Annotated in this window: 17 protein-coding genes; 10 read left to right on the top strand and 7 right to left on the bottom strand. The window is 72.5% G+C overall.

The window, feature by feature from the left end; all coding sequences use genetic code 11:
- The first annotated feature begins 192 nt into the window (after nucleotides 1-192).
- Nucleotides 193-900: a cyclodityrosine synthase gene (locus JK359_RS11535; protein ID WP_307788066.1), complete on the top strand. Its 708-nt coding sequence runs from the start codon at nucleotides 193-195 to the stop codon at nucleotides 898-900.
- Nucleotides 897-2,108 carry a cytochrome P450 gene (locus JK359_RS11530; protein ID WP_201834580.1) on the top strand — a complete coding sequence of 404 codons (1,212 nt, stop codon included), beginning with the start codon at nucleotides 897-899 and terminating at the stop codon, nucleotides 2,106-2,108. The genes JK359_RS11535 and JK359_RS11530 overlap by 4 nt, the downstream gene beginning before the upstream one ends.
- Before the next feature lie 82 nt (nucleotides 2,109-2,190).
- Here the strand turns inward: JK359_RS11530 and JK359_RS11525 are convergent, their stop codons facing one another.
- The gene (locus JK359_RS11525; RefSeq protein WP_236677622.1) at nucleotides 2,191-3,042 is read right to left on the bottom strand and encodes an SCO6745 family protein; all 852 of its coding nucleotides are present in this window, start codon (nucleotides 3,040-3,042) and stop codon (nucleotides 2,191-2,193) included.
- 90 nt (nucleotides 3,043-3,132) lie between these two features.
- The gene (locus tag JK359_RS11520) at nucleotides 3,133-4,122 is read right to left on the bottom strand and encodes a Vgb family protein (protein ID WP_201834576.1); all 990 of its coding nucleotides are present in this window, start codon (nucleotides 4,120-4,122) and stop codon (nucleotides 3,133-3,135) included.
- A gap of 276 nt (nucleotides 4,123-4,398) precedes the next feature.
- On the opposite strand from JK359_RS11520, the gene JK359_RS11515 reads away from it, so the two are divergent.
- Together JK359_RS11515 and JK359_RS11510 are read left to right on the top strand one after the other, a co-directional pair.
- On the top strand, nucleotides 4,399-5,019 hold the full coding sequence (locus JK359_RS11515) for a hypothetical protein (protein WP_201834764.1): 621 nt from the start codon (nucleotides 4,399-4,401) through the stop codon (nucleotides 5,017-5,019).
- Nucleotides 5,020-5,158: 139 nt separating this feature from the next.
- A complete protein-coding gene (locus JK359_RS11510) occupies nucleotides 5,159-5,842 on the top strand; it encodes a class F sortase (protein WP_201834574.1) in 684 nt (227 codons plus the stop codon).
- Nucleotides 5,843-5,856: 14 nt separating this feature from the next.
- Here JK359_RS11510 and JK359_RS11505 read toward each other — a convergent pair whose 3' ends face one another.
- The 3 genes from JK359_RS11505 to JK359_RS11495 form a co-directional block, all read right to left on the bottom strand.
- Nucleotides 5,857-7,023, bottom strand: coding sequence for a GDSL-type esterase/lipase family protein (locus JK359_RS11505; protein WP_201834572.1), 1,167 nt, complete (start codon nucleotides 7,021-7,023; stop codon nucleotides 5,857-5,859).
- Nucleotides 7,024-7,066: 43 nt separating this feature from the next.
- Entirely contained in the window at nucleotides 7,067-7,639 is a 573-nt protein-coding gene (locus JK359_RS11500; protein ID WP_201834570.1) for a TetR/AcrR family transcriptional regulator, read from the bottom strand.
- A gap of 213 nt (nucleotides 7,640-7,852) precedes the next feature.
- The gene (locus JK359_RS11495) at nucleotides 7,853-8,203 is read right to left on the bottom strand and encodes a winged helix-turn-helix transcriptional regulator (protein WP_201834568.1); all 351 of its coding nucleotides are present in this window, start codon (nucleotides 8,201-8,203) and stop codon (nucleotides 7,853-7,855) included.
- 82 nt (nucleotides 8,204-8,285) lie between these two features.
- Between JK359_RS11495 and JK359_RS11490 the strand changes: the two genes are divergently transcribed.
- From JK359_RS11490 to JK359_RS11470, 5 genes are all read left to right on the top strand, one after another.
- Nucleotides 8,286-9,173 carry an NAD(P)-dependent oxidoreductase gene (locus JK359_RS11490; RefSeq protein ID WP_201834566.1) on the top strand — a complete coding sequence of 296 codons (888 nt, stop codon included), beginning with the start codon at nucleotides 8,286-8,288 and terminating at the stop codon, nucleotides 9,171-9,173.
- Nucleotides 9,174-9,255: 82 nt separating this feature from the next.
- The gene (locus tag JK359_RS11485; protein ID WP_201834564.1) at nucleotides 9,256-9,573 is read left to right on the top strand and encodes a PadR family transcriptional regulator; all 318 of its coding nucleotides are present in this window, start codon (nucleotides 9,256-9,258) and stop codon (nucleotides 9,571-9,573) included.
- On the top strand, nucleotides 9,570-10,322 hold the full coding sequence (locus JK359_RS40110) for a hypothetical protein (RefSeq protein WP_201834562.1): 753 nt from the start codon (nucleotides 9,570-9,572) through the stop codon (nucleotides 10,320-10,322). Before JK359_RS11485 ends, JK359_RS40110 begins: the two co-directional genes overlap by 4 nt.
- Nucleotides 10,323-10,643: 321 nt before the next feature.
- Nucleotides 10,644-11,597: a LysR family transcriptional regulator gene (locus JK359_RS11475; RefSeq protein WP_201834560.1), complete on the top strand. Its 954-nt coding sequence runs from the start codon at nucleotides 10,644-10,646 to the stop codon at nucleotides 11,595-11,597.
- 178 nt (nucleotides 11,598-11,775) lie between these two features.
- The gene (locus tag JK359_RS11470) at nucleotides 11,776-13,725 is read left to right on the top strand and encodes a collagenase (protein ID WP_201834558.1); all 1,950 of its coding nucleotides are present in this window, start codon (nucleotides 11,776-11,778) and stop codon (nucleotides 13,723-13,725) included.
- A gap of 73 nt (nucleotides 13,726-13,798) precedes the next feature.
- On the opposite strand, the gene JK359_RS11465 is transcribed toward JK359_RS11470, so the two are convergent.
- Nucleotides 13,799-15,244, bottom strand: a complete 1,446-nt coding sequence (locus tag JK359_RS11465) for a glyceraldehyde-3-phosphate dehydrogenase (RefSeq protein WP_201834556.1) — start codon at nucleotides 15,242-15,244, stop codon at nucleotides 13,799-13,801.
- A 151-nt stretch (nucleotides 15,245-15,395) separates the two neighbouring features.
- Here JK359_RS11465 and JK359_RS11460 point away from each other — a divergent pair, with 151 nt between their 5' ends.
- Nucleotides 15,396-16,088 carry an alpha/beta fold hydrolase gene (locus JK359_RS11460; protein WP_201834554.1) on the top strand — a complete coding sequence of 231 codons (693 nt, stop codon included), beginning with the start codon at nucleotides 15,396-15,398 and terminating at the stop codon, nucleotides 16,086-16,088.
- 170 nt (nucleotides 16,089-16,258) lie between these two features.
- Here the strand turns inward: JK359_RS11460 and JK359_RS11455 are convergent, their stop codons facing one another.
- Nucleotides 16,259-16,573 (bottom strand): hypothetical protein, encoded by a 315-nt coding sequence (locus JK359_RS11455; protein ID WP_201834552.1) that lies wholly within the window; start codon nucleotides 16,571-16,573, stop codon nucleotides 16,259-16,261.
- Nucleotides 16,574-16,662: the final 89 nt, after the last annotated feature.

Raw genomic sequence — 16,662 nt, 5'->3', positions numbered from 1 at the left:
ACCACGGGCCCAGGGTACGACCTGCAACGGTGGGCCCTGGGAGGGCAGTTCAACCATTGATACGACTGTTTTCAGCCAAACCCAGGCAGTTACTACCCGTGCTGATCTCGTACGGCTAGCGTGAGGGCGCCGCGCAGCCACACCAGGGGCACAGGGCCCCGCCGGGACTAGCGCGCGGCGGAGGATTCCCCCGTGACCACAGCATCCGTGCTGATGGCCGACGTTTTCGAAGTCCAGCCGTACACCTCCCACTGCGAGGTCATCCTGGGCGAGGGCGCGCACGCCGTGATCGGTGTGTCCCCGGGCAACAGCTACTTTTCCGCCCAACGCCTGCATGACCTGGCCCGCTGGGGGCTGGACAACTTCGACCGGGTCGATTTCGTCTACACCGACCTGTACGTCGCCGAGATGTACGAGGCCTCCGGCTATCCGCCGGACGAGGCCCGCCGCAAGGCCGTGAAGAACCTGCGAGGGGTACGCGCCAAGGTCCGTGACGCCGTGTCGGCGGCCGACCCGGACGGCACCCGGCTGGACTGGCATCCGATGTCGGAATTCCGCACCAACCCCGCCTACCAGGAGATCCATCAGCACCTCAGGGGGCGGCTCGCCTCCGACAACTCCTTCCGGGCCGTCTGCGACGCCCTCGTGACTCGTTTCCTCAGCGCGCGGGGCGAGTCGCCCACCGAACGGCAGCGCGCGGTGTGCCTGGAGTACGTCTGCGCCGAGGCCCCGCTGTTCCTGGACACCCCGGCCATCCTCAAGGTGCCCTCCTCGCTCAACTGCTACCACCAGCTCCTGCCGATGGCCGAGCTGTTGTACTCGCGCGGCGCCGGCCTGCGCGCGTCACGCAACCAGGGCCACGCCGTCGTCACCCCCGCCATGGAAGGAGCCGCGGCATGACCACCGCCCCGGACACCCGCACCGACCACCCTCCCCTGCTCGACTTCCCGTTCTCCTGGGACGGCACCCGTGTGCCCGCCGAGGTCGCCGAGCTGCGCGCCGCTTCCCCCGTACGGCGCGTGCGGACCATCGCCGGTGACGAGGCCTGGCTGGTGTCGTCGTACGAGCTGTGCGCCCAGGTGCTCAAGGACGACCGCTTCTCGCTGAAGGACACCTCCGCCCCCGGGGTGCCCCGGCAGTACGCGCTCACGATCCCGCCCGAGGTCGTGAACAACATGGGCAACATCACCGGGGCGGGGCTGCGCCGCGCGGTGATGAAGGCGCTCAATCCCAAGGCGCCGGGTCTGATGGAGTATCTGCGCACGGAGGCCCACCGGCTGGTGGACACGCTCGTCGCGGAAGGGCCGACGGCCGACCTGCGCGGGGCCTTCTGCGAGCCGTACTCGGCCGGGATGCACTGCCACATCCTCGGCATCCCGCAGGGTGAGGCCCCGGCCTTCCTGCGCAGCCTGGACATCGCCTTCATGAACTCCCCGTGCCCGGTCACCGGCGCGCGGATCAACTGGGACCGGGACATCGCCCGGATGACGGCCCTGCTCGACGACCCGGCGACGCACGGGCTGGTGGGCGAACTCGCCGCCCTGCGCGACGACCCCGACTACGCACACCTCACCGACGAGATGCTGGCCACGGTCGGCGTCACCCTGTTCGGCGCCGGAACCATCTCCACCTCGGGCTTCCTCGCCATGGCCCTGGTCTACCTGCTCACCCACCCCATCGCCCGCGACCTGCTCCGGGACCGCCCCGACCTGATCGGTCCGGGCGTGGAGGAACTGCTGCGGGTGAACCTCTCCATCGGCGACGCCCTGCCCCGCCTCGCCCTGGAGGACGTCCGGCTCGGCGACACCGACGTCCGGGCGGGTGAACTCGTCCTCGTCCTGGTCGAGGGCGCCAACCTGGACCCGGAGAAGTTCCCGGACCCGCACCGCTTCGACGTCCACCGCGACAACACCGCCGACCACCTCTCCTTCGGTGGCGGCGCCCACTACTGCCCCGCGACCGCGCTCGGCCGTACCCACGCCCGTATCGCGCTGGAGGTCCTCCTCGACCGGCTGCCGGACCTCGCGCTGGCCGTACCGGCGGGCCAACTGGTCTGGCGCACCGGGTTCATGAAGCGGATCCCCGAGCGGCTGCCGGTGACCTGGTAACCCGCGGCACTCCGTCACCCGTACGGCGTCCCCGGCCCGGCACCCCGGGCCGGGACCCGCCGCCCCGCCCGTTACGCCCCGGTTACGCCCCCCTGGTCAGCCCCACCGGATTCCCGGGCGGCAGCAGTCCCGACTCCCAGACGGTCTCCGCCAGCGGCTCCAAGTGCTCGGCCAGGCGTCCGGCGCGTTCGGCGCCCAGTGCGGTCCACGGCCCCTCGGCCGCCGCGTCGGTGAGCGCCTCGGCCTCCGCGCGCACGGCCGCCCCGGCCGGCGTGAGCGAGCCGTCCGCCGCGAGCCGGCCGGACGCGCGCAGCCGTGCCGTGGCCGACTCCCAGTCCGCTTCCGGCCACTTCCGCGTCTCGCGCAGGAACGCCCCGTCGGACTCACCGGCCGCCGCCTTCAGCACCATCGCCTCCACCGGCCCCAGCCCCAGGCTCACCAGCACCGCGACGTGCGAGTCGCCCCGGTGCTCGCGCAGGGTCGTCAGGGCCTGCCACAGACGTGCGGCGGGCCGGTCCGGGCGCTCAAGCGCCTGGTTGGCGGCGGCCAGCACCCGGCCCGTGGTGTCCGCGGCCTCCGCGGCCTCCCAGGCCAGGTCCGCGGCCTCGCCGAACGCGGCCGAGCCGACGACCCCGGACCCGAACAGCCGGGTCATCGCCGTGTCCATCGCCTCCTGACGGGCCGCCAGCACCTCCGCCGGAGCCGCGTAGCCCCAGGCGTCCGGCAGCGCCCGGGCCACCCGGGCGGGGTGGAAGACGTAGAAGCAGCTCGTCACCACGGACGGGTCCGCCGCGCCGAGCGGTGCCGCGCGCAGGGCGAAGTAGCCCATCCAGAACCCGCGCATTCCCAGTCCGTCCGCCGCCCGGTGCGCCTCCGGCGCGAAGTAGACCAGGTCGTGCACCGGCTCGTACCGCTCCCACAGGGTCCGTGCCATTCCGTCCGCCACTGCTTCCTCCCGCCGCATCGGCTCGCCTGTCGGCACCCAGCCTGCGTTATGACAGCGGTCATAACAAGGGGGCGGGCGTCACGCGATGCGGACGCGGCCGAGGGCGTTGCCCAGCAGTTCCGTGAACGACACGGCACGTCCGGGACCCGCCGTCAGACGGAAGGGCACCTTGTCGGCGCCGCCCGGCACCGCGACCGTGCTGACCACGCCGGTCGCGGTGATGCTGCCGATCCGGCCGGCCTGGTCGGCGTACCAGACCCGGCCGTCGGGCCCACGGGTGATGCCGCTCGGCAGGCTGTCCGTGCCCGGCAGCGGGAACCGGGTGACGTGCCCGGTGTAGTCGATCCGGTCGACCGAGTGCGTGCCGGACGCGGTGAACCACATCCCGCCGGGCCCCGCCACGATGCCGGCGGGGAAGGGGGCGCCGCCCGGCACCGGGAACTCGGTGATCCGGCCGGCCGTGCTGATCCGCCCGACCTTGCCGCCGCTCAGCTCCGTGAACCACAGGGCGCCGTCCCCGCCCGCCGCGATGGAGTGGGGAGAGGCGTCGGGAGTGGGGACCGGGTACTCGGTGACCCGTCCCGTGGCCGTGATGCGGCCGATCCGGTTGCCGCCGGCCTCGGTGAACCACAGGGCCCGGTCCGGACCGAGCGCGATCCCGGCCGGGCCGCCGCCGGGATCGGGCAGCGGGAACTCGGTGAGCCGGCCGGAGGCGGTGATGCGCCCGATCCGCCCGGCGGAGGTCTCCGTGAACCACAGGGCGCGGTCCCGGCCCGGCGTGATCTCGGCCGGACCGGTGTCGGCTCCGGAGGTCGGGAAGTCGGTGACGGTGCCGTCGGCCGCCATCCGGCCGATCCGTCCGGCGCCGTGCTCCGCGAACCACAGGGCACGGTCGGGCCCGGTGACGACTCCGGCGGGGGCGGCCCCGGCCGCCGTGGTGACGGGATACTCCGTCACCTCCTCCGCCCCGGCGCGGGCCGGCGCGGCAACGGCGGCCACCGCGAGCAGGGCACCGGCCGCCGCGGTGAGCAGGCGGCGCCGGACCGCCCGTCCGGCGCCCGCGGTCACCGGGGGCACCTTTCCCGGCGCGGCGCCGCCGCCGCGATGCGCCGGACGGCCGGACGGGATCCGGGCGCCTTCCGGCGTGCCGTGCCGGCTCGCGCCGATTGACCCGGACGAGGGGCCGCGAGGCAGGCGCGCTGGGGCAGACGGGTGGCGTGGTGACACGGCTGGGCGGCTCGGATGGTGGGAGTCAGGGCCCTCACTGACGGTGGTTCATGTCGGGGCCGGGTCCATCCAGCTGATGAGGTATCCGCTGCCCGGTCACGGCGGAAGGACATCATGATGCGCTCTGCCCGCACGCTCCTGGCCACGGCGGCCGCCACCGCGGCCCTCGCCCTCGCCACTCCCGGCACCGCGTTCGCCGCCCCAGCGGCCGGGCACGGCGGCGACAACGAAGACTCCTCCTACAGCAGGGAGCAAGACAGCGACTCCGAACGTGACGGCGGCAAGGGTTCCGACAGCGACTCCGACAAGGACTACGGCAACAAGCGCGGCGGCGACCGGGAACACGGCGGGCCGCGCGGCGGAATGCACACGGGTGGCGGAGCGCTCGCCGCGGTGCGCAGCGACGAATGGGGTTCCGGGGGCGACGGCGGCGACAAGAGCCGCTTCGACCCCGAGAGCTACCGGGACAAGGGAGACGACGAGGACAAGGAGGGCCGCGGGGACAAGGAAGAGCGGGGCGGCAAGGGCGGCAAGGGCGACAAGGAGGAGGGCGGCGGCCGCGGCAGCAGCGAGTGGGGTGACGACGACGAGCACGAGAAGCCGCGCGGCGGCATGCACACCGGCGGCGGCGGTCTCGCCACACCCGGTGTCACCGCGGGCGGCCTCGCCGTGCTCGGCGTAGGCGCCGCCGGCGCGTACGCGCTGCGCCGCAGGAAGGCCACCGAGCCGGCGTCCTGACGGCCGGACCGCCCAGGGGCTGCGGACGCCGCCGACGTGCCCGCCGTGTCGGCGGCCCGCGCCCCCTGCGGCCGGGCCCGTCCCGGCGCCGCACCTGCCCTGATCCCCGTGCTGCCGTGTCCGAGTGAGGTGATGTCCGATGGCAGCAGAACCGTCCCCCAAGACGTCCGCCGAACCGGGAGCGGACGAGCGGTCCTCCGGCCGCGGCGGGCGGCTGATGCTGTGGGGCGTGGCGGCCGTCGTCCTCGCCGTCAGCATGTTCGGCGGTCACCAGCAGCCGGACGGCACGCCGGTACCGCCCCGCACCTCGGGCGCGCCCGCCGACACGCCGGCCGAGACGCCGGCCGAGCCGCAGCGGTTCAGCGAGGCACTGCCCCGCTCCGCACCGGTCCGCCTGCGCATTCCGAAGATCGGCGTGGACGCGCCCTTCACCGCACTGGACCTCGCCCCCTCGGGCCAGCTCCAGCCCCCGCCGGCCGCCGACACCAACCTGGTCGGCTGGTACGCCAAGGGTGCCTCGCCCGGTGAGGACGGCACCTCGGTGATCGCCGGGCACATCGACACGGTGACCTCCCCGGCGGTCTTCGCCAACCTCGACGAACTGGCGGCCGGGGACCGGTTCTCGGTGGAGCGGGCCGACGGACGTACGGCGGAGTTCGTCGTGGACAGCGCCGAGACCTTCGCCAAGGACGACTTCCCCAGCTCACGGGTGTACGCGGACTCCGCGCGCCCCGAGGCCCGGCTCATCACCTGCGCCGGGGACTACGACCGTTCGGTGCGGGACTACACCGACAACCTGGTCGTCTTCGCCCATCTGGTGTGAGCCGCCGGTGCGGGTCAGCGGGCGCGGTCCGTGAAGGGGCCGCCCCCGGCGAACGCCAGCTCCGCGAACCGTTCGCCGATCCGGCGGTGTGCGGCTTCGTCCGGGTGCAGGCCGTCGGGCAGCGGCAGTTCAGCGAAGTCGGCCTCGCCGTACAGTTCCCGGCCGTCGAGGTGGTGCAGGTGCGGATCCCCGTCCGCCCGCTCGCGCACGATCCGCGCCAGTTCCTCCCGTACGACGCCGAGAGTGAGCTTCCCGGCGGCCCGCTCCGCCGGATCCCCGGTGGCCCGGTAGCGCACCAGCCCCTCGCCCAGCGCCGCGAGGTCCATGGCGGTCGGGCCGGGCGTGTCCTCGTGCAGGGGGCACAGGATCGGCGAGACGACGAGCAGCGGGGTGCCGGGGTGGCCTTCGCGGACGGTGTCGAGGAAACCGTGCACGGCGGGGCCGAAGGCACGCAGCCGCATGAGATCGGTGTTGACCACGTTGATGCCTAGCTTGACGCTGATCAGGTCGGCCGGCGTGTCGCGCAGCGCCCGGGCGGTGAACGGGTCGAGCAGGGCGCTGCCGGCCAGCCCGAGATTGATCAGCTCCACCCCGCCCAGGGACGCGGCGAGCGCCGGCCAGGTGGTGGTGGGGCTCGCGGCGTCGGAGCCGTGACTGATCGAGCTGCCGTGGTGCAGCCATACCCTGCGGCCCCGGTCCGGTACGGGCTCGACGGGTGCGTCGGTGCGCAGCGCGACCAGTTCGGTCCGCTCGTTGTGCGGCAGCCAGATCTCCACGTCCTTGACGCGGTCCGGCAGACCGGTGAAGCGCACGGTGCCGACCGGCCCGGGCCGGTGCTCGGCGGTGCCGGTGCCCAGGTCGATGGTGAGGGTGCTGCCGTCGGTGAGCGTGGCGCGGCCGGCCGGGCGCCCGTCCACGAGCAGGTCGTAGACGCCGTCCGGGCGCGGGGGCACGCCGGCGTAGACCCGCTTGGTCGGCAGGGTGTCCAGTTCGACGGTGGTCGCCCGGGTGCGGAAGGCCAGCCGCACTCCGGACGGCTGGGACTCGGCCAAGGCCAGCTGCGGGTCGGTGCACTGGGCGCGGGCGCGGGCGGGCAGCCGGTGCGGCAGCAGGCCGTGCGCGGTGCGCTCCAGGTCCAGGGCGCCGCGGAGCAGTCCGGCCGTCAGGGGGGTGGTGTGCATGGTGCCTGTTCTGTCCGTCTGGGGGTGGGCGGGCCGGTGGCTCTCAGGGGTGGGCCGGCCAGTTGCGCAGCAGGGAGTCGAGGCCGTCCAGGATCCGGGCCCACGATTCCCGGGAGTCGGGCGCGCTGTGGCTGAACCCGCCGGCGGCCTCCAGGCTGACGTAGCCGTGGAAGACGCTGCCGAGCAGGCGCACGGCGTGCGTCTGGTCCGGCTCGGCCAGGTCGTAGCCGCGCAGGATCGCCCGGGTCAGCTGGGCGATGCGGACGCCCGCGCCTGCGGTCGCCGTCTCGGTGTCCAGCGGGTGCCGGGCCGCCGTGTACCGGCCGGGGTGGGCGAGTGCGTAGTCGCGGTAGACGTTCGCGAAGGCCCCGAGGGCGTCCTTCCCGGACCGGCCGGCGAGCGCCTCCGAGGCGCGGTCGGCCAGTTCCTCCAGGGCGAGCAGCGCGATCCGGGTCTTCAGGTCCTGGGAGTTCTTCAGGTGCGAGTACAGGCTCGCGACCTTGACGTCGAACCGCCGGGCCACGGCGGACACGGTGACCTGCTCGAAGCCGACCTCGTCGGCCAGCTCCGCGCCCGCCCGGACGAGCCGCTCGGTGGTGAGGCCTGCGCGCACCATGAACTTTCTCCCTCCTGCCGTAATCGATTGTGCAGCTTCCTAAAGGTATTAGGCAAGTGGGGGTCTGCTCGTCCCAGGCTGCAGAGGGACGGCCGGCAGCACCGGGACACCCACTTTTTTGTGGGTACTTGGCAGCCTCCTCCGGCCGGGAGAGGCTGTTTCCCGAGGTCAGGGGCTGCCGGAGAACGAACGGGAGGTGACAGCCGCGGCGCGTCAGGACGCCGCTCCGCGCTCGCGGAGCCGGTCCAGACGGCGGTGGCCCCACTCGGCCAGGGGGTCCAGTGCCTCGGCCAGGTCACGGCCGAACCCGGTCAGCGAGTACACGGTCTTCGGCGGCAGCACATCGTGCACCTCCCGGTGCACCAGGCCGTCCTCCTCCATCTCGCGCAGCGCCTGGGTCAGCACCTTCTCGCTCAGCCCCGGCAGCCGGCGGCGCAGTTCGCCGGGCCGGTGCGGGCCGGACTCCAGCAGCCACAGCAGGGACGTCTTCCACTTGCCCTCGATCACGGCGATCGCGGCGGTCACTCCGCAGACGTTCGGGTCCTGTGCGCGGCTGCGCGTCATCGTCGTCCTCACCGCTTCTTCGGTTCTTCGGTTCTTCACCGGCCGTCCGGCCGACTTTCCTACTGTTTACGGGAGTTGCAACATGTTCACATCTCCGGATCTTCCTGCCGTCACGGTGCTCGGTCTCGGTCCGATGGGCCGCGAGCTGGCGGGCGCGTTCCTCGGGTCCGGCCTGCGCACCACGGTCTGGAACCGCACGCCGGGCAAGGGCCGCGAACTGGCCGAGCGTGGCGCGACGGTTGCCGGGACACCCGAACAGGCCGTGGCCGCAGGGGAGTTGATCGTCGTCTGCGTGGTGGACTACGACGCCTCCGACGCGATCCTGCGCCGTGACGAGGTCAGCCGCGCACTGAAGGGACGTACCGTCGTCAACCTGACCGCCGACACCCCGGGCCGGGCGCGGGACACCGCGGACTGGGCGGCAACCCACGGCATCGACTACCTGGACGGCGCGATCATGACCCCGGCTCCCAGCATCGGCACACCGGAGGCCGTCTTCCTGCACAGCGGCCCGCGCGATCTCTTCGAGCGGCACCGCTCCGTCCTGGAGGTGCTGGGCGGGACGCACACCCACCTGGGGGAGGACACCGGGCGCGCCGCCACCTTCGACATCGCGCTCCTCGACCTCTTCTGGACGGCGATGGCGGGCTACGCGCACGCCGTGGCGATCGCGCGGGCCGAGGGCGTCACGGCAGGCGAACTGGCGCCCTTCGCCCAGGGCATCGGTGCGATCCTGCCGCCGCTCTTCGAGCAGTTCGCGCAGGACGCCGACAGCGGCACCTACTCCGGTGAGATCAACCCCGTCACCTCCGCGGCCTCCACCATGGCCCACGTCGTGGAGGTCTCCGAGTCCCACGGCATCGACGCGGGCGTGATGCGCGCCGTGGAGGGGATGGCTCGCCGGGTGATCGGCCTCGGCCACGGAGCGGACGGGTTCATCCGGGTCGCCGAGGTACTGGGGCGTCACTGAGCCCAGCGGCCGGCGGCCACCGGCCGCCGGCCACCCGAATGTCGTTCTCGACATACGCCCGGGGCGGTGCTTCACTGGTGACATGGCATCAATTCGGCTGACCGCACCGACACTTGCGGTCATCGGCGTCCTCCTGACGTCCACCGCCGACGAGCCCGCGTGGGGACTGAAGATCTGCGAGGAGACCGGTCTCGGCTCCGGGACCGTGTACCCGATCCTGGAGCGCCTGGTCACCGCCGGCTGGGTCACCCGGTACGAGGAGACGGGGGACCACCCGGGCCGGCCCCGGCGGTACTACTACGAACTCACCGCCGCCGGCCGGCTGGCGGCCCGCCGGGCCCGCGAGCGCAAGCCCCGGTTCTTCGAGGGGCGTACAGCGGTCGAAGGGCGCCCGGCGTGAACGCGGAGGAGCAGCGCCCCCGGCTCGTCGGCCCGGAACTCGTCGGCGTGCTCGTCGTGTTGACGCCGGTGCTGTTCGGCACGGCGGCGGGGGTCTTCCTGCTGGCCGGTTACCTGCTGAAGACGCTCGCTCCCGCCCCTGCGATCGCCGGGGACATCCTCACCGCCGGCTGGGTGTTCGCCGGTGCGACGGCGTTGGTGATCCTGGCCGCCGCGGTCGTCCTGCTGGTCGTCGCCCTGCGCCGGCCCCCGGAGCCGGCCGAGGACGATCGTGCGGAGGCCGGCACCGGGCGACCGGCTCGCCCGGTGGGCAGGGTCGCGCTGCGGACCGTGGACTTCGCCTCCTTCGTCGCCGGCGGCCGCCGGGCGCACCTGCGCGAGGAGTGGGCCGCGGTCCTGGCCGGCGACCCCGGCAACGGCGTGGTCCTCTCCCCGCGGCGCAGGACGGGCTACGCCCTCGGCTTCCTCCTGGCCGCGCTCCGGATGCGGCTGAGCGATCTCGCCGCTCCGCTGTGGACGCCCGTCGACTGGCTGCTGTCGGCCGAGACCCGCACCCACGGCTTCATCGCGCTGGGCGTGGGCGCGCAGGTCGTGTACATCCAGTACGCGGACGGTGTGCACGTCCTCGTCACCGAGGGCTGGGGCTGGTGCGCCGGCTGCGGCGTCGCGCTCCGGCTGTTCGCCGGCTGGCTCCGCAGGGTCCGCGGCATCGAACTCGCGACGCGGCACGGCGGCTCCTCGGACCGATGACCGCTCTGGCGTGACGTCGACCACCTCGCCCGCGGCAGCGACCTGCCCCGGAGCGGTGTGCGGGCCGGTGCGCAGACGCTCCGGCCCGCACACCGGCCCGCGTCCGATGTGACCGGCCGCACCCTGGCGGACCTGCGACTTGTGCCGTGGAGGAGGCCGTGGAACGCTTCGGTCCGCCGGTCCCGACCAGGGCGGCGCGGCCGGCGGTCGACGCGGCCGGCGGGCGCGCTCAAGGGGTACGGCACGGAGGGCGGGCCCGTCACGCAGGGGACGCGGGCCAGGGCGCCGGACCGGGTGCGGGAGCGAACGGGGAGTGGACCGATGGAGCTGGAGCTGCGGCATCTGCGGGTGCTGTGCGCGATCGCGGACTCGGGCAGCGTGGGCCGCGCCGCCGCGCAGCTGGGCTACTCCCAGCCCGCCGTGAGCACCCAGCTGCGCCGCATCGAACGCCACCTGGGCGAGCCGCTCTTCGAACGCGGGCCGAGCGGGGTGCGGCCCACGCGGTACGGCGCCGAGGTCGTCGAGCAGGCCCGGGACGTCCTCGCCCGGGCCGCCGCCATCGGGCACCGGCCGGCCTCAGCCCGCCCGCGGCGGACCCTGCGCGTGGCCGCGACGAACTCACCCGTGCTCTCCGGCACGGTCTCGCGGGTCCGTGCCCGGCTGCCGGAGCTGTCCCTCGCGGTCACCAGCGTCTACGCGTCCTCCCGGATCGTGGAGCTGCTGGAGGAGGGTACGGTCGACGCCGCCATCGCCGCCGACTACCCGGGCATGGAGCTGCGGCACTCGAGCGCCGTACGGCATCGCGGCATCGTCACCGAGCCGACGTTCGTCGCGCTGCCCGCCCGGCACCGGCTCCGGCCGGCCGCCCAGGTACAGCTCGCCGATCTGGCCGAGGACGCCTGGTTCGTGACCCCGGACGACGGTGCCGGCTGGCCGGGGGTGTTCTACGACGCCTGTGCGGCGGCCGGCTTCGCACCGGTCACCGTCCACGAGTGGCTCGGCGACCAGGCCCAGTTGCAGAGCATGATCGCCGACGGGCTCGGGGTGTCCCTGGTGCAGCCGACGTTCCGGCCTAATCCGCACGTCGTGGTGAAACCCCTGGCCGGCTCACCGCTGTGGTGCCGCTATGTGCTGGCCTGGCGCCCGGACGCCGTCACCGACGAGGTGGTGGAAACCCTCTTCCAGTCCGCCACGGCCGCGTACCGCGATCTCGTCGCCCAGGCCCCGCACCTGCGGTCCTGGGCCTCGCGCACCTGGAACGTCGCGGGTGCGTAAGGGCGTGAAGGCGTAAGGACTTGGTGGCGCAGGTGCGTCACGGGTGTGCCGCGATGTTATGAGCGAGCGGTGCCATGTGCTATGTCACACGCCATTGTTGGGACGGGTTCCTCACTGGGACAGTGCCTCACACGCCTCAACACCCCACAGAGGCGCATTTCTTCGTGGAGGAACCCAGATGCGCTATCGCTTCGCGCTGCCCGGACGCGTCCCCAGAGGCACGGTCGGGCGTATCGCCGGTACCGCGGCCGTCTGTGTCACCGTGGCCGGCCTGCTGTCCGGCCCGGCACTGGCGGCACCCCGGCCGGGGACCGGCACGGTCGCCGCACCCCGCACGCACCTCCCCGTGCCGTCGCCCGCCGCCGCGACCACCGGTGCCACCGAGCGCCCCGCGGCCCAGGCGAAGCGCCTGATCCCGGCCCAATTGCCGCCGCGGAAACCGGCGTCCACCACACCCGCCCGGGGTGCCGCGGCGAAGGCGGCCTCCTGCACACCGGCCGACTTCGGCAGCCGTACCGGCTCCGCACTCGTCTCCTTCGTCAAGGCCGCGACCCCGGCCTGCGTCAACACGCTCTTCTCGGTCACCGGCACGGACGCGCGCGACGTCTTCCGCCAGCCCCAGATGCTGACCGTGGCGAACGCCTTCACCCGCACCGCCGGGCAGTACCGCGGCGACAACTCCGGCAGCCTGCTCCAACTGGTCCTCTTCCTGCGCGCCGGCTACTACGTGCAGTTCAACCACCCCGGGGACGTGGGCCCGTACACCTCACGGCTCACCACCGCCGTCACCGGCGGCATGGACTCCTTCTTCGCCCGCTCCCACTCCCGTGACGTCACGGCGGCCAACGGCGACATCCTCGGCGAGACCGTCATCCTCACCGACAGCGCCGACCAGCAGGGCCGCTACCTGTACGTCTACCGGCGGCTGCTGAACGCCTACGACAGCTCCTACGACTCGATCGACAGCATGACCAGGGCCGTCAACGACGTCTACACACCGCTGTGGCGCGGCAACTGGAATCCGCAGTACGTACAGGCGGTCGCGGCCGACCCGCGCATCGTCGACACCCTGTACGACTTCGCGCTGGCCAACACCGACCAGCTCGGCACCGACCTGGCCTTCCTGGACTCCAACGCCGGGATGAACCTGGCCCGTTACGTCGAGCACACCGAACTCCGGGACGACGCCGGGCCGTTGACCAAGGACGTGCTGGAGCGGACCGCGATCACCGGCCCCACGGCCGGGCTGTGGGTGGCCGTCGCGAGCCAGGCCGCCTACTACGACAGCGCCAACTGCGCCTACTACGACGTCTGCAACCTGCCGGACAAGCTCGACAAGGCCGTCCTGCCCGTCACGCACCACTGCGACGCCGACGTCACACTGCGCGCCCAGGCACTGACGGCCGCCGAACTCGACACCGCCTGCGCCAGCGTGCTCCGCCAGGACGCCTACTTCCGCTCGGTCGTACGGGCCGGCGGCGCGATACCGGGCCAGTACGCCTCCACCCTGCAACTGGTGGTCTTCGCCAGCCGCACCGACTACCAGACGTACGCCGGTCCCATGTACGGCATCAGCACCGACAACGGCGGTATGACGCTCGGCGGAGACCCGTCGAACCCGGACAACCACCCGATGTCGATCATGTACCAGAAGAACTACGACGACGGCTTCCCGGCCCGGGTCTGGAACCTCAACCACGAGTACACGCACTTCCTGGACGCCCGCGACGACATGAAGGGTGACTTCGGCCGGCAGATCTCGGTGCCGGACGTGTGGTGGATCGAGGGCATCGCGGAGTACGTCTCCTACAGCTACCGGGGCCTCGTCGACGACCAGGCGGTCCAGGAGGCCGGCAGGCACACCTACCGGCTGAGCACCCTCTTCGAGAACACCTACGACAACAGCGACGTGGTCCGCACCTACCCCTGGGGCTACCTCGCCGTGCGCTACATGATCGAGAAGCACCCCGACGACGTCCAGCGCATGCTCGCCCGCTTCCGCGTCGGTGACTACACCGGCGGATACGCCGTCTACCACGACGGCATCGGCACCCGCTACGACGCCGACTTCGACCAGTGGCTCACGGCGTGTGCCGCGGGCGCGTGCGGCAGGCCGGCCTCGGCCTGACCGCACCGCCTTCGCGAAACGGCCGCCGACCGGAACCCCGGTCGGCGGCCGTACGCGGGCGAGGCCGGGCGGATCAGACCGCCGTCGCCGGGTACGTCGGGTACTCCACGCCCGACACGTGCTGGACGACCCGCACGACCTGGCAGGAGTAGCCGAACTCGTTGTCGTACCAGAGGTACAGGATGGCGTTGTCGCCGTCGACCTTGAGCGCGCCGGCGTCCACGATCGAAGCGTGGCGCGAGCCGATGAAGTCGCTGGAGACCGCGTCGGGCGCCGTGATGAAGTCGATCTGACGCTTGAGCGGCGAGGTCAGCGACACCTCGCGCAGGTAGTCGTGGACCTCCTCGCGGGTGGCCTCGCGGGCCAGCTGCAGGTTGAGGATCGCGATCGAGACGTCCGGCACGGGCACCCGGATCGAGCTGCCGCTGATCTTCGCCTTCAGGTCGGGCAGCGCCTTGGCGACGGCCGAGGCGGCACCGGTCTCGGTGATGACCATGTTGAGCGGCGCGGACCGGCCGCGGCGCTCGGACTTGTGGTAGTTGTCCAGCAGGTTCTGGTCGTTGGTGAACGAGTGGACGGTCTCCACGTGGCCGCGCAGCACGCCGTACTCGTCGTCCATGGCCTTCAGCGGCGGGACGATCGCGTTGGTGGTGCAGGAGGCGCAGGACAGGATCTGCTCGTCCGGCTTGATCGTGTCGTGGTTCACGCCGTGCACGATGTTCGGGACGTCGCCCTTGCCCGGCGCGGTCAGCACGACCTTCTCGATACCGGGGCGCAGGTGCTTCGACAGGCCCTCGCGGTCGCGCCACTTGCCGGTGTTGTCGATGAGGATGGCGTCGCGGATGCCGTACTCGGTGTAGTCCACGTGCGACGGGTCGTCGGCGTAGATCACCTTGATCTCGTTGCCGTTGGCGACGATCGTGCTGGTGTCCTCGTCCACGGTGATCGTGCCCTGGAACTGGCCGTGGATGGAGTCGCGGCGCAGCAGCGAGGCGCGCTTGACGATGTCCTGGGCGCCGCCACCGCGCACGACGATGGCGCGCAGGCGCAGGCCGTTACCGGAGCCGGCCTTCTCGATCAGCAGGCGGGCGACGAGGCGGCCGATACGGCCGAAGCCGTACAGGACGACGTCACGCGACTCGCGGCGCTCGATCTTGTTGGCGCCGGTGGCACCGGCGACCGCCTCGGCGGTGAACTCCGCCACGCTCAGCCCGCGCTCGTCGGCCGCGTACAGGGTGGCCAGCATGCCGAGGTCGATCTGGGACGGCCCGAGGTCGAGCGCGGTCAGGGCCTCCAGGAACGGCATGGTCTCGGTGACCGACAACTCGGCGCCGGCGATCTGCCGGGCGAAGCGGTGCGTCTTGAGGATGCTGACCACCGACTTGTTCACCAGGGAGCGGCTGTGCAGCAGGACGGTCACGTCCCGCTCGCGGTGCAGCTTCCCGATGAGCGGGATCATCGACTCCGCGATCTCCTCGCGGATCTTCCAGTTGGTGAACGAGTCGTCGTTGACAGTCACAGGTCCATCTTTCGAGCTAGGCAGCGCTCATATGATAACCACACGCTCAGGAGGGTCTCGGAGGGGGTCCCCGAGAGCGGTTCGGTAGTGGATCCGGCCCCCTCCGCGATGACATGATCCGACGGAGCCCCCGACGGGGGAGGAGGCGCCGATGAGGCTGCACACGCACGAGTGGGGTACCGGCGAACGGATCGCGGTCCTCGTGCACGGCATGATGTCCGACCACCGCACCTGGCACCGGCTCGCGCCCGTCCTGGCGGACAAGGGGTACCGGGTCATCGGAGTGGACCTGCGCGGGCACGGCAGGAGCGGCCGGGGCGAGTACAGCCCCGAGCACTGGGCGGACGACCTCGTCGAAACCCTGCCCGAGGGGGCGGAGCTGGTGCTCGGCCACTCGCTCGGCGCCATGGCCCTGGCCGGGGCCGTCGAACGGCTGGCACCCAAGCGGGCCGTCTACTGCGACCCCGCGTGGGACATGCCGCAAAAGCTGGTCGAGGCCTCCGCCTACTTCGCGATCTTCAAGACCGCGACCCGCGCCATGATCAAGAGCCTCAATCCGGGCTGGGACGACACCGAAGTGGACATCGAACTGGCCACGCTCGCCGACTGGGACCCCACCACGGCCCGGGTCCTCCCCGGTATCTACTCGGTCGGACGGGCGCCGGCGCGCGCGGTCGTGCCCTCACTGGTGGTGCTGGGCGGCGCCAGCGAATTCCTGCGCCCCGGTCTGGCCGGTGAACTGGTCCAGCGGGGCTTCGAACTGCGCACCGTAGAGGGCGCCGGACACACCCTCTACCGCGACGACTTCGACGGATTCATGGGGGCGCTCGACGGCTGGGTCTGAGGGGGCTGACCGGCCCCCTGGCCCGACCGGCACGAGGTCCGACCGGCACGAGGTCCGACCGGCACGAGGTCCGACCGGCACGAGGTCCGACCGGCACAGGGCACGAAAGCCCGAGGGGGCTCACCGCCCCCCCGGGCCCGGAATTCTCGTCGGGACACCCGGCGGAGCGGTCAGCGCGGGTTGAAGACGACGCTGGCGAACCGCGCGCCCCTGGGCGCCGAACGGCCCGGGGCGAGCCGCAGCGCCGTCCCCTTGCACTTCTTCTTCGTGTAGACGACGAGCGGCTTCTTCGTCGCGTTGTGCGCGTCGCGCGCTTCCTGGGCCATGTCGAAGCACTTGTTGTCCGGTGGGTCGGAGATCGCGTACCCCTTGCCCTGGGGGCCGATCCAGGTGAACGTGCCGTCGGCGGCGAGCGCGGAGCCGGTGGTGGCCAGGACGAGGGCGAGTCCGCCGAACACGGCGGCGAGCGGACGGCGCAGGCGCATGGGCGAGTCCTTCGAACAGGTTCGAACAGGGGTGACGGGGGCGGCCCGAGGCCGCCTCAGGCAATCTCCCATCCCGCCCTTGCCCGGCC

The organism is Streptomyces actinomycinicus (assembly GCF_016741775.1).
Lineage (GTDB): Bacteria > Actinomycetota > Actinomycetes > Streptomycetales > Streptomycetaceae > Streptomyces > Streptomyces actinomycinicus.
The sequence above is the reverse complement of the archived record's forward strand: the minus strand, read 5'-3'. Positions and strand labels throughout refer to the sequence as shown.

What these genes read in the sequence shown, in the direction of transcription:
- JK359_RS11530 (WP_201834580.1), top strand. Translation starts at nt 897, where the DNA reads ATGACCACCGCCCCGGACACCCGCACCGACCACCCTCCCCTGCTCGAC.
- JK359_RS11525 (WP_236677622.1), bottom strand. Translation starts at nt 3,042, where the DNA reads ATGGCACGGACCCTGTGGGAGCGGTACGAGCCGGTGCACGACCTGGTC.
- JK359_RS11515 (WP_201834764.1), top strand. Translation starts at nt 4,399, where the DNA reads ATGCGCTCTGCCCGCACGCTCCTGGCCACGGCGGCCGCCACCGCGGCC.
- JK359_RS11510 (WP_201834574.1), top strand. Translation starts at nt 5,159, where the DNA reads ATGGCAGCAGAACCGTCCCCCAAGACGTCCGCCGAACCGGGAGCGGAC.
- JK359_RS11505 (WP_201834572.1), bottom strand. Translation starts at nt 7,023, where the DNA reads ATGCACACCACCCCCCTGACGGCCGGACTGCTCCGCGGCGCCCTGGAC.
- JK359_RS11500 (WP_201834570.1), bottom strand. Translation starts at nt 7,639, where the DNA reads ATGGTGCGCGCAGGCCTCACCACCGAGCGGCTCGTCCGGGCGGGCGCG.
- JK359_RS11495 (WP_201834568.1), bottom strand. Translation starts at nt 8,203, where the DNA reads ATGACGCGCAGCCGCGCACAGGACCCGAACGTCTGCGGAGTGACCGCC.
- JK359_RS11490 (WP_201834566.1), top strand. Translation starts at nt 8,286, where the DNA reads ATGTTCACATCTCCGGATCTTCCTGCCGTCACGGTGCTCGGTCTCGGT.
- JK359_RS11485 (WP_201834564.1), top strand. Translation starts at nt 9,256, where the DNA reads ATGGCATCAATTCGGCTGACCGCACCGACACTTGCGGTCATCGGCGTC.
- JK359_RS11475 (WP_201834560.1), top strand. Translation starts at nt 10,644, where the DNA reads ATGGAGCTGGAGCTGCGGCATCTGCGGGTGCTGTGCGCGATCGCGGAC.
- JK359_RS11470 (WP_201834558.1), top strand. Translation starts at nt 11,776, where the DNA reads ATGCGCTATCGCTTCGCGCTGCCCGGACGCGTCCCCAGAGGCACGGTC.
- JK359_RS11460 (WP_201834554.1), top strand. Translation starts at nt 15,396, where the DNA reads ATGAGGCTGCACACGCACGAGTGGGGTACCGGCGAACGGATCGCGGTC.
- JK359_RS11455 (WP_201834552.1), bottom strand. Translation starts at nt 16,573, where the DNA reads ATGCGCCTGCGCCGTCCGCTCGCCGCCGTGTTCGGCGGACTCGCCCTC.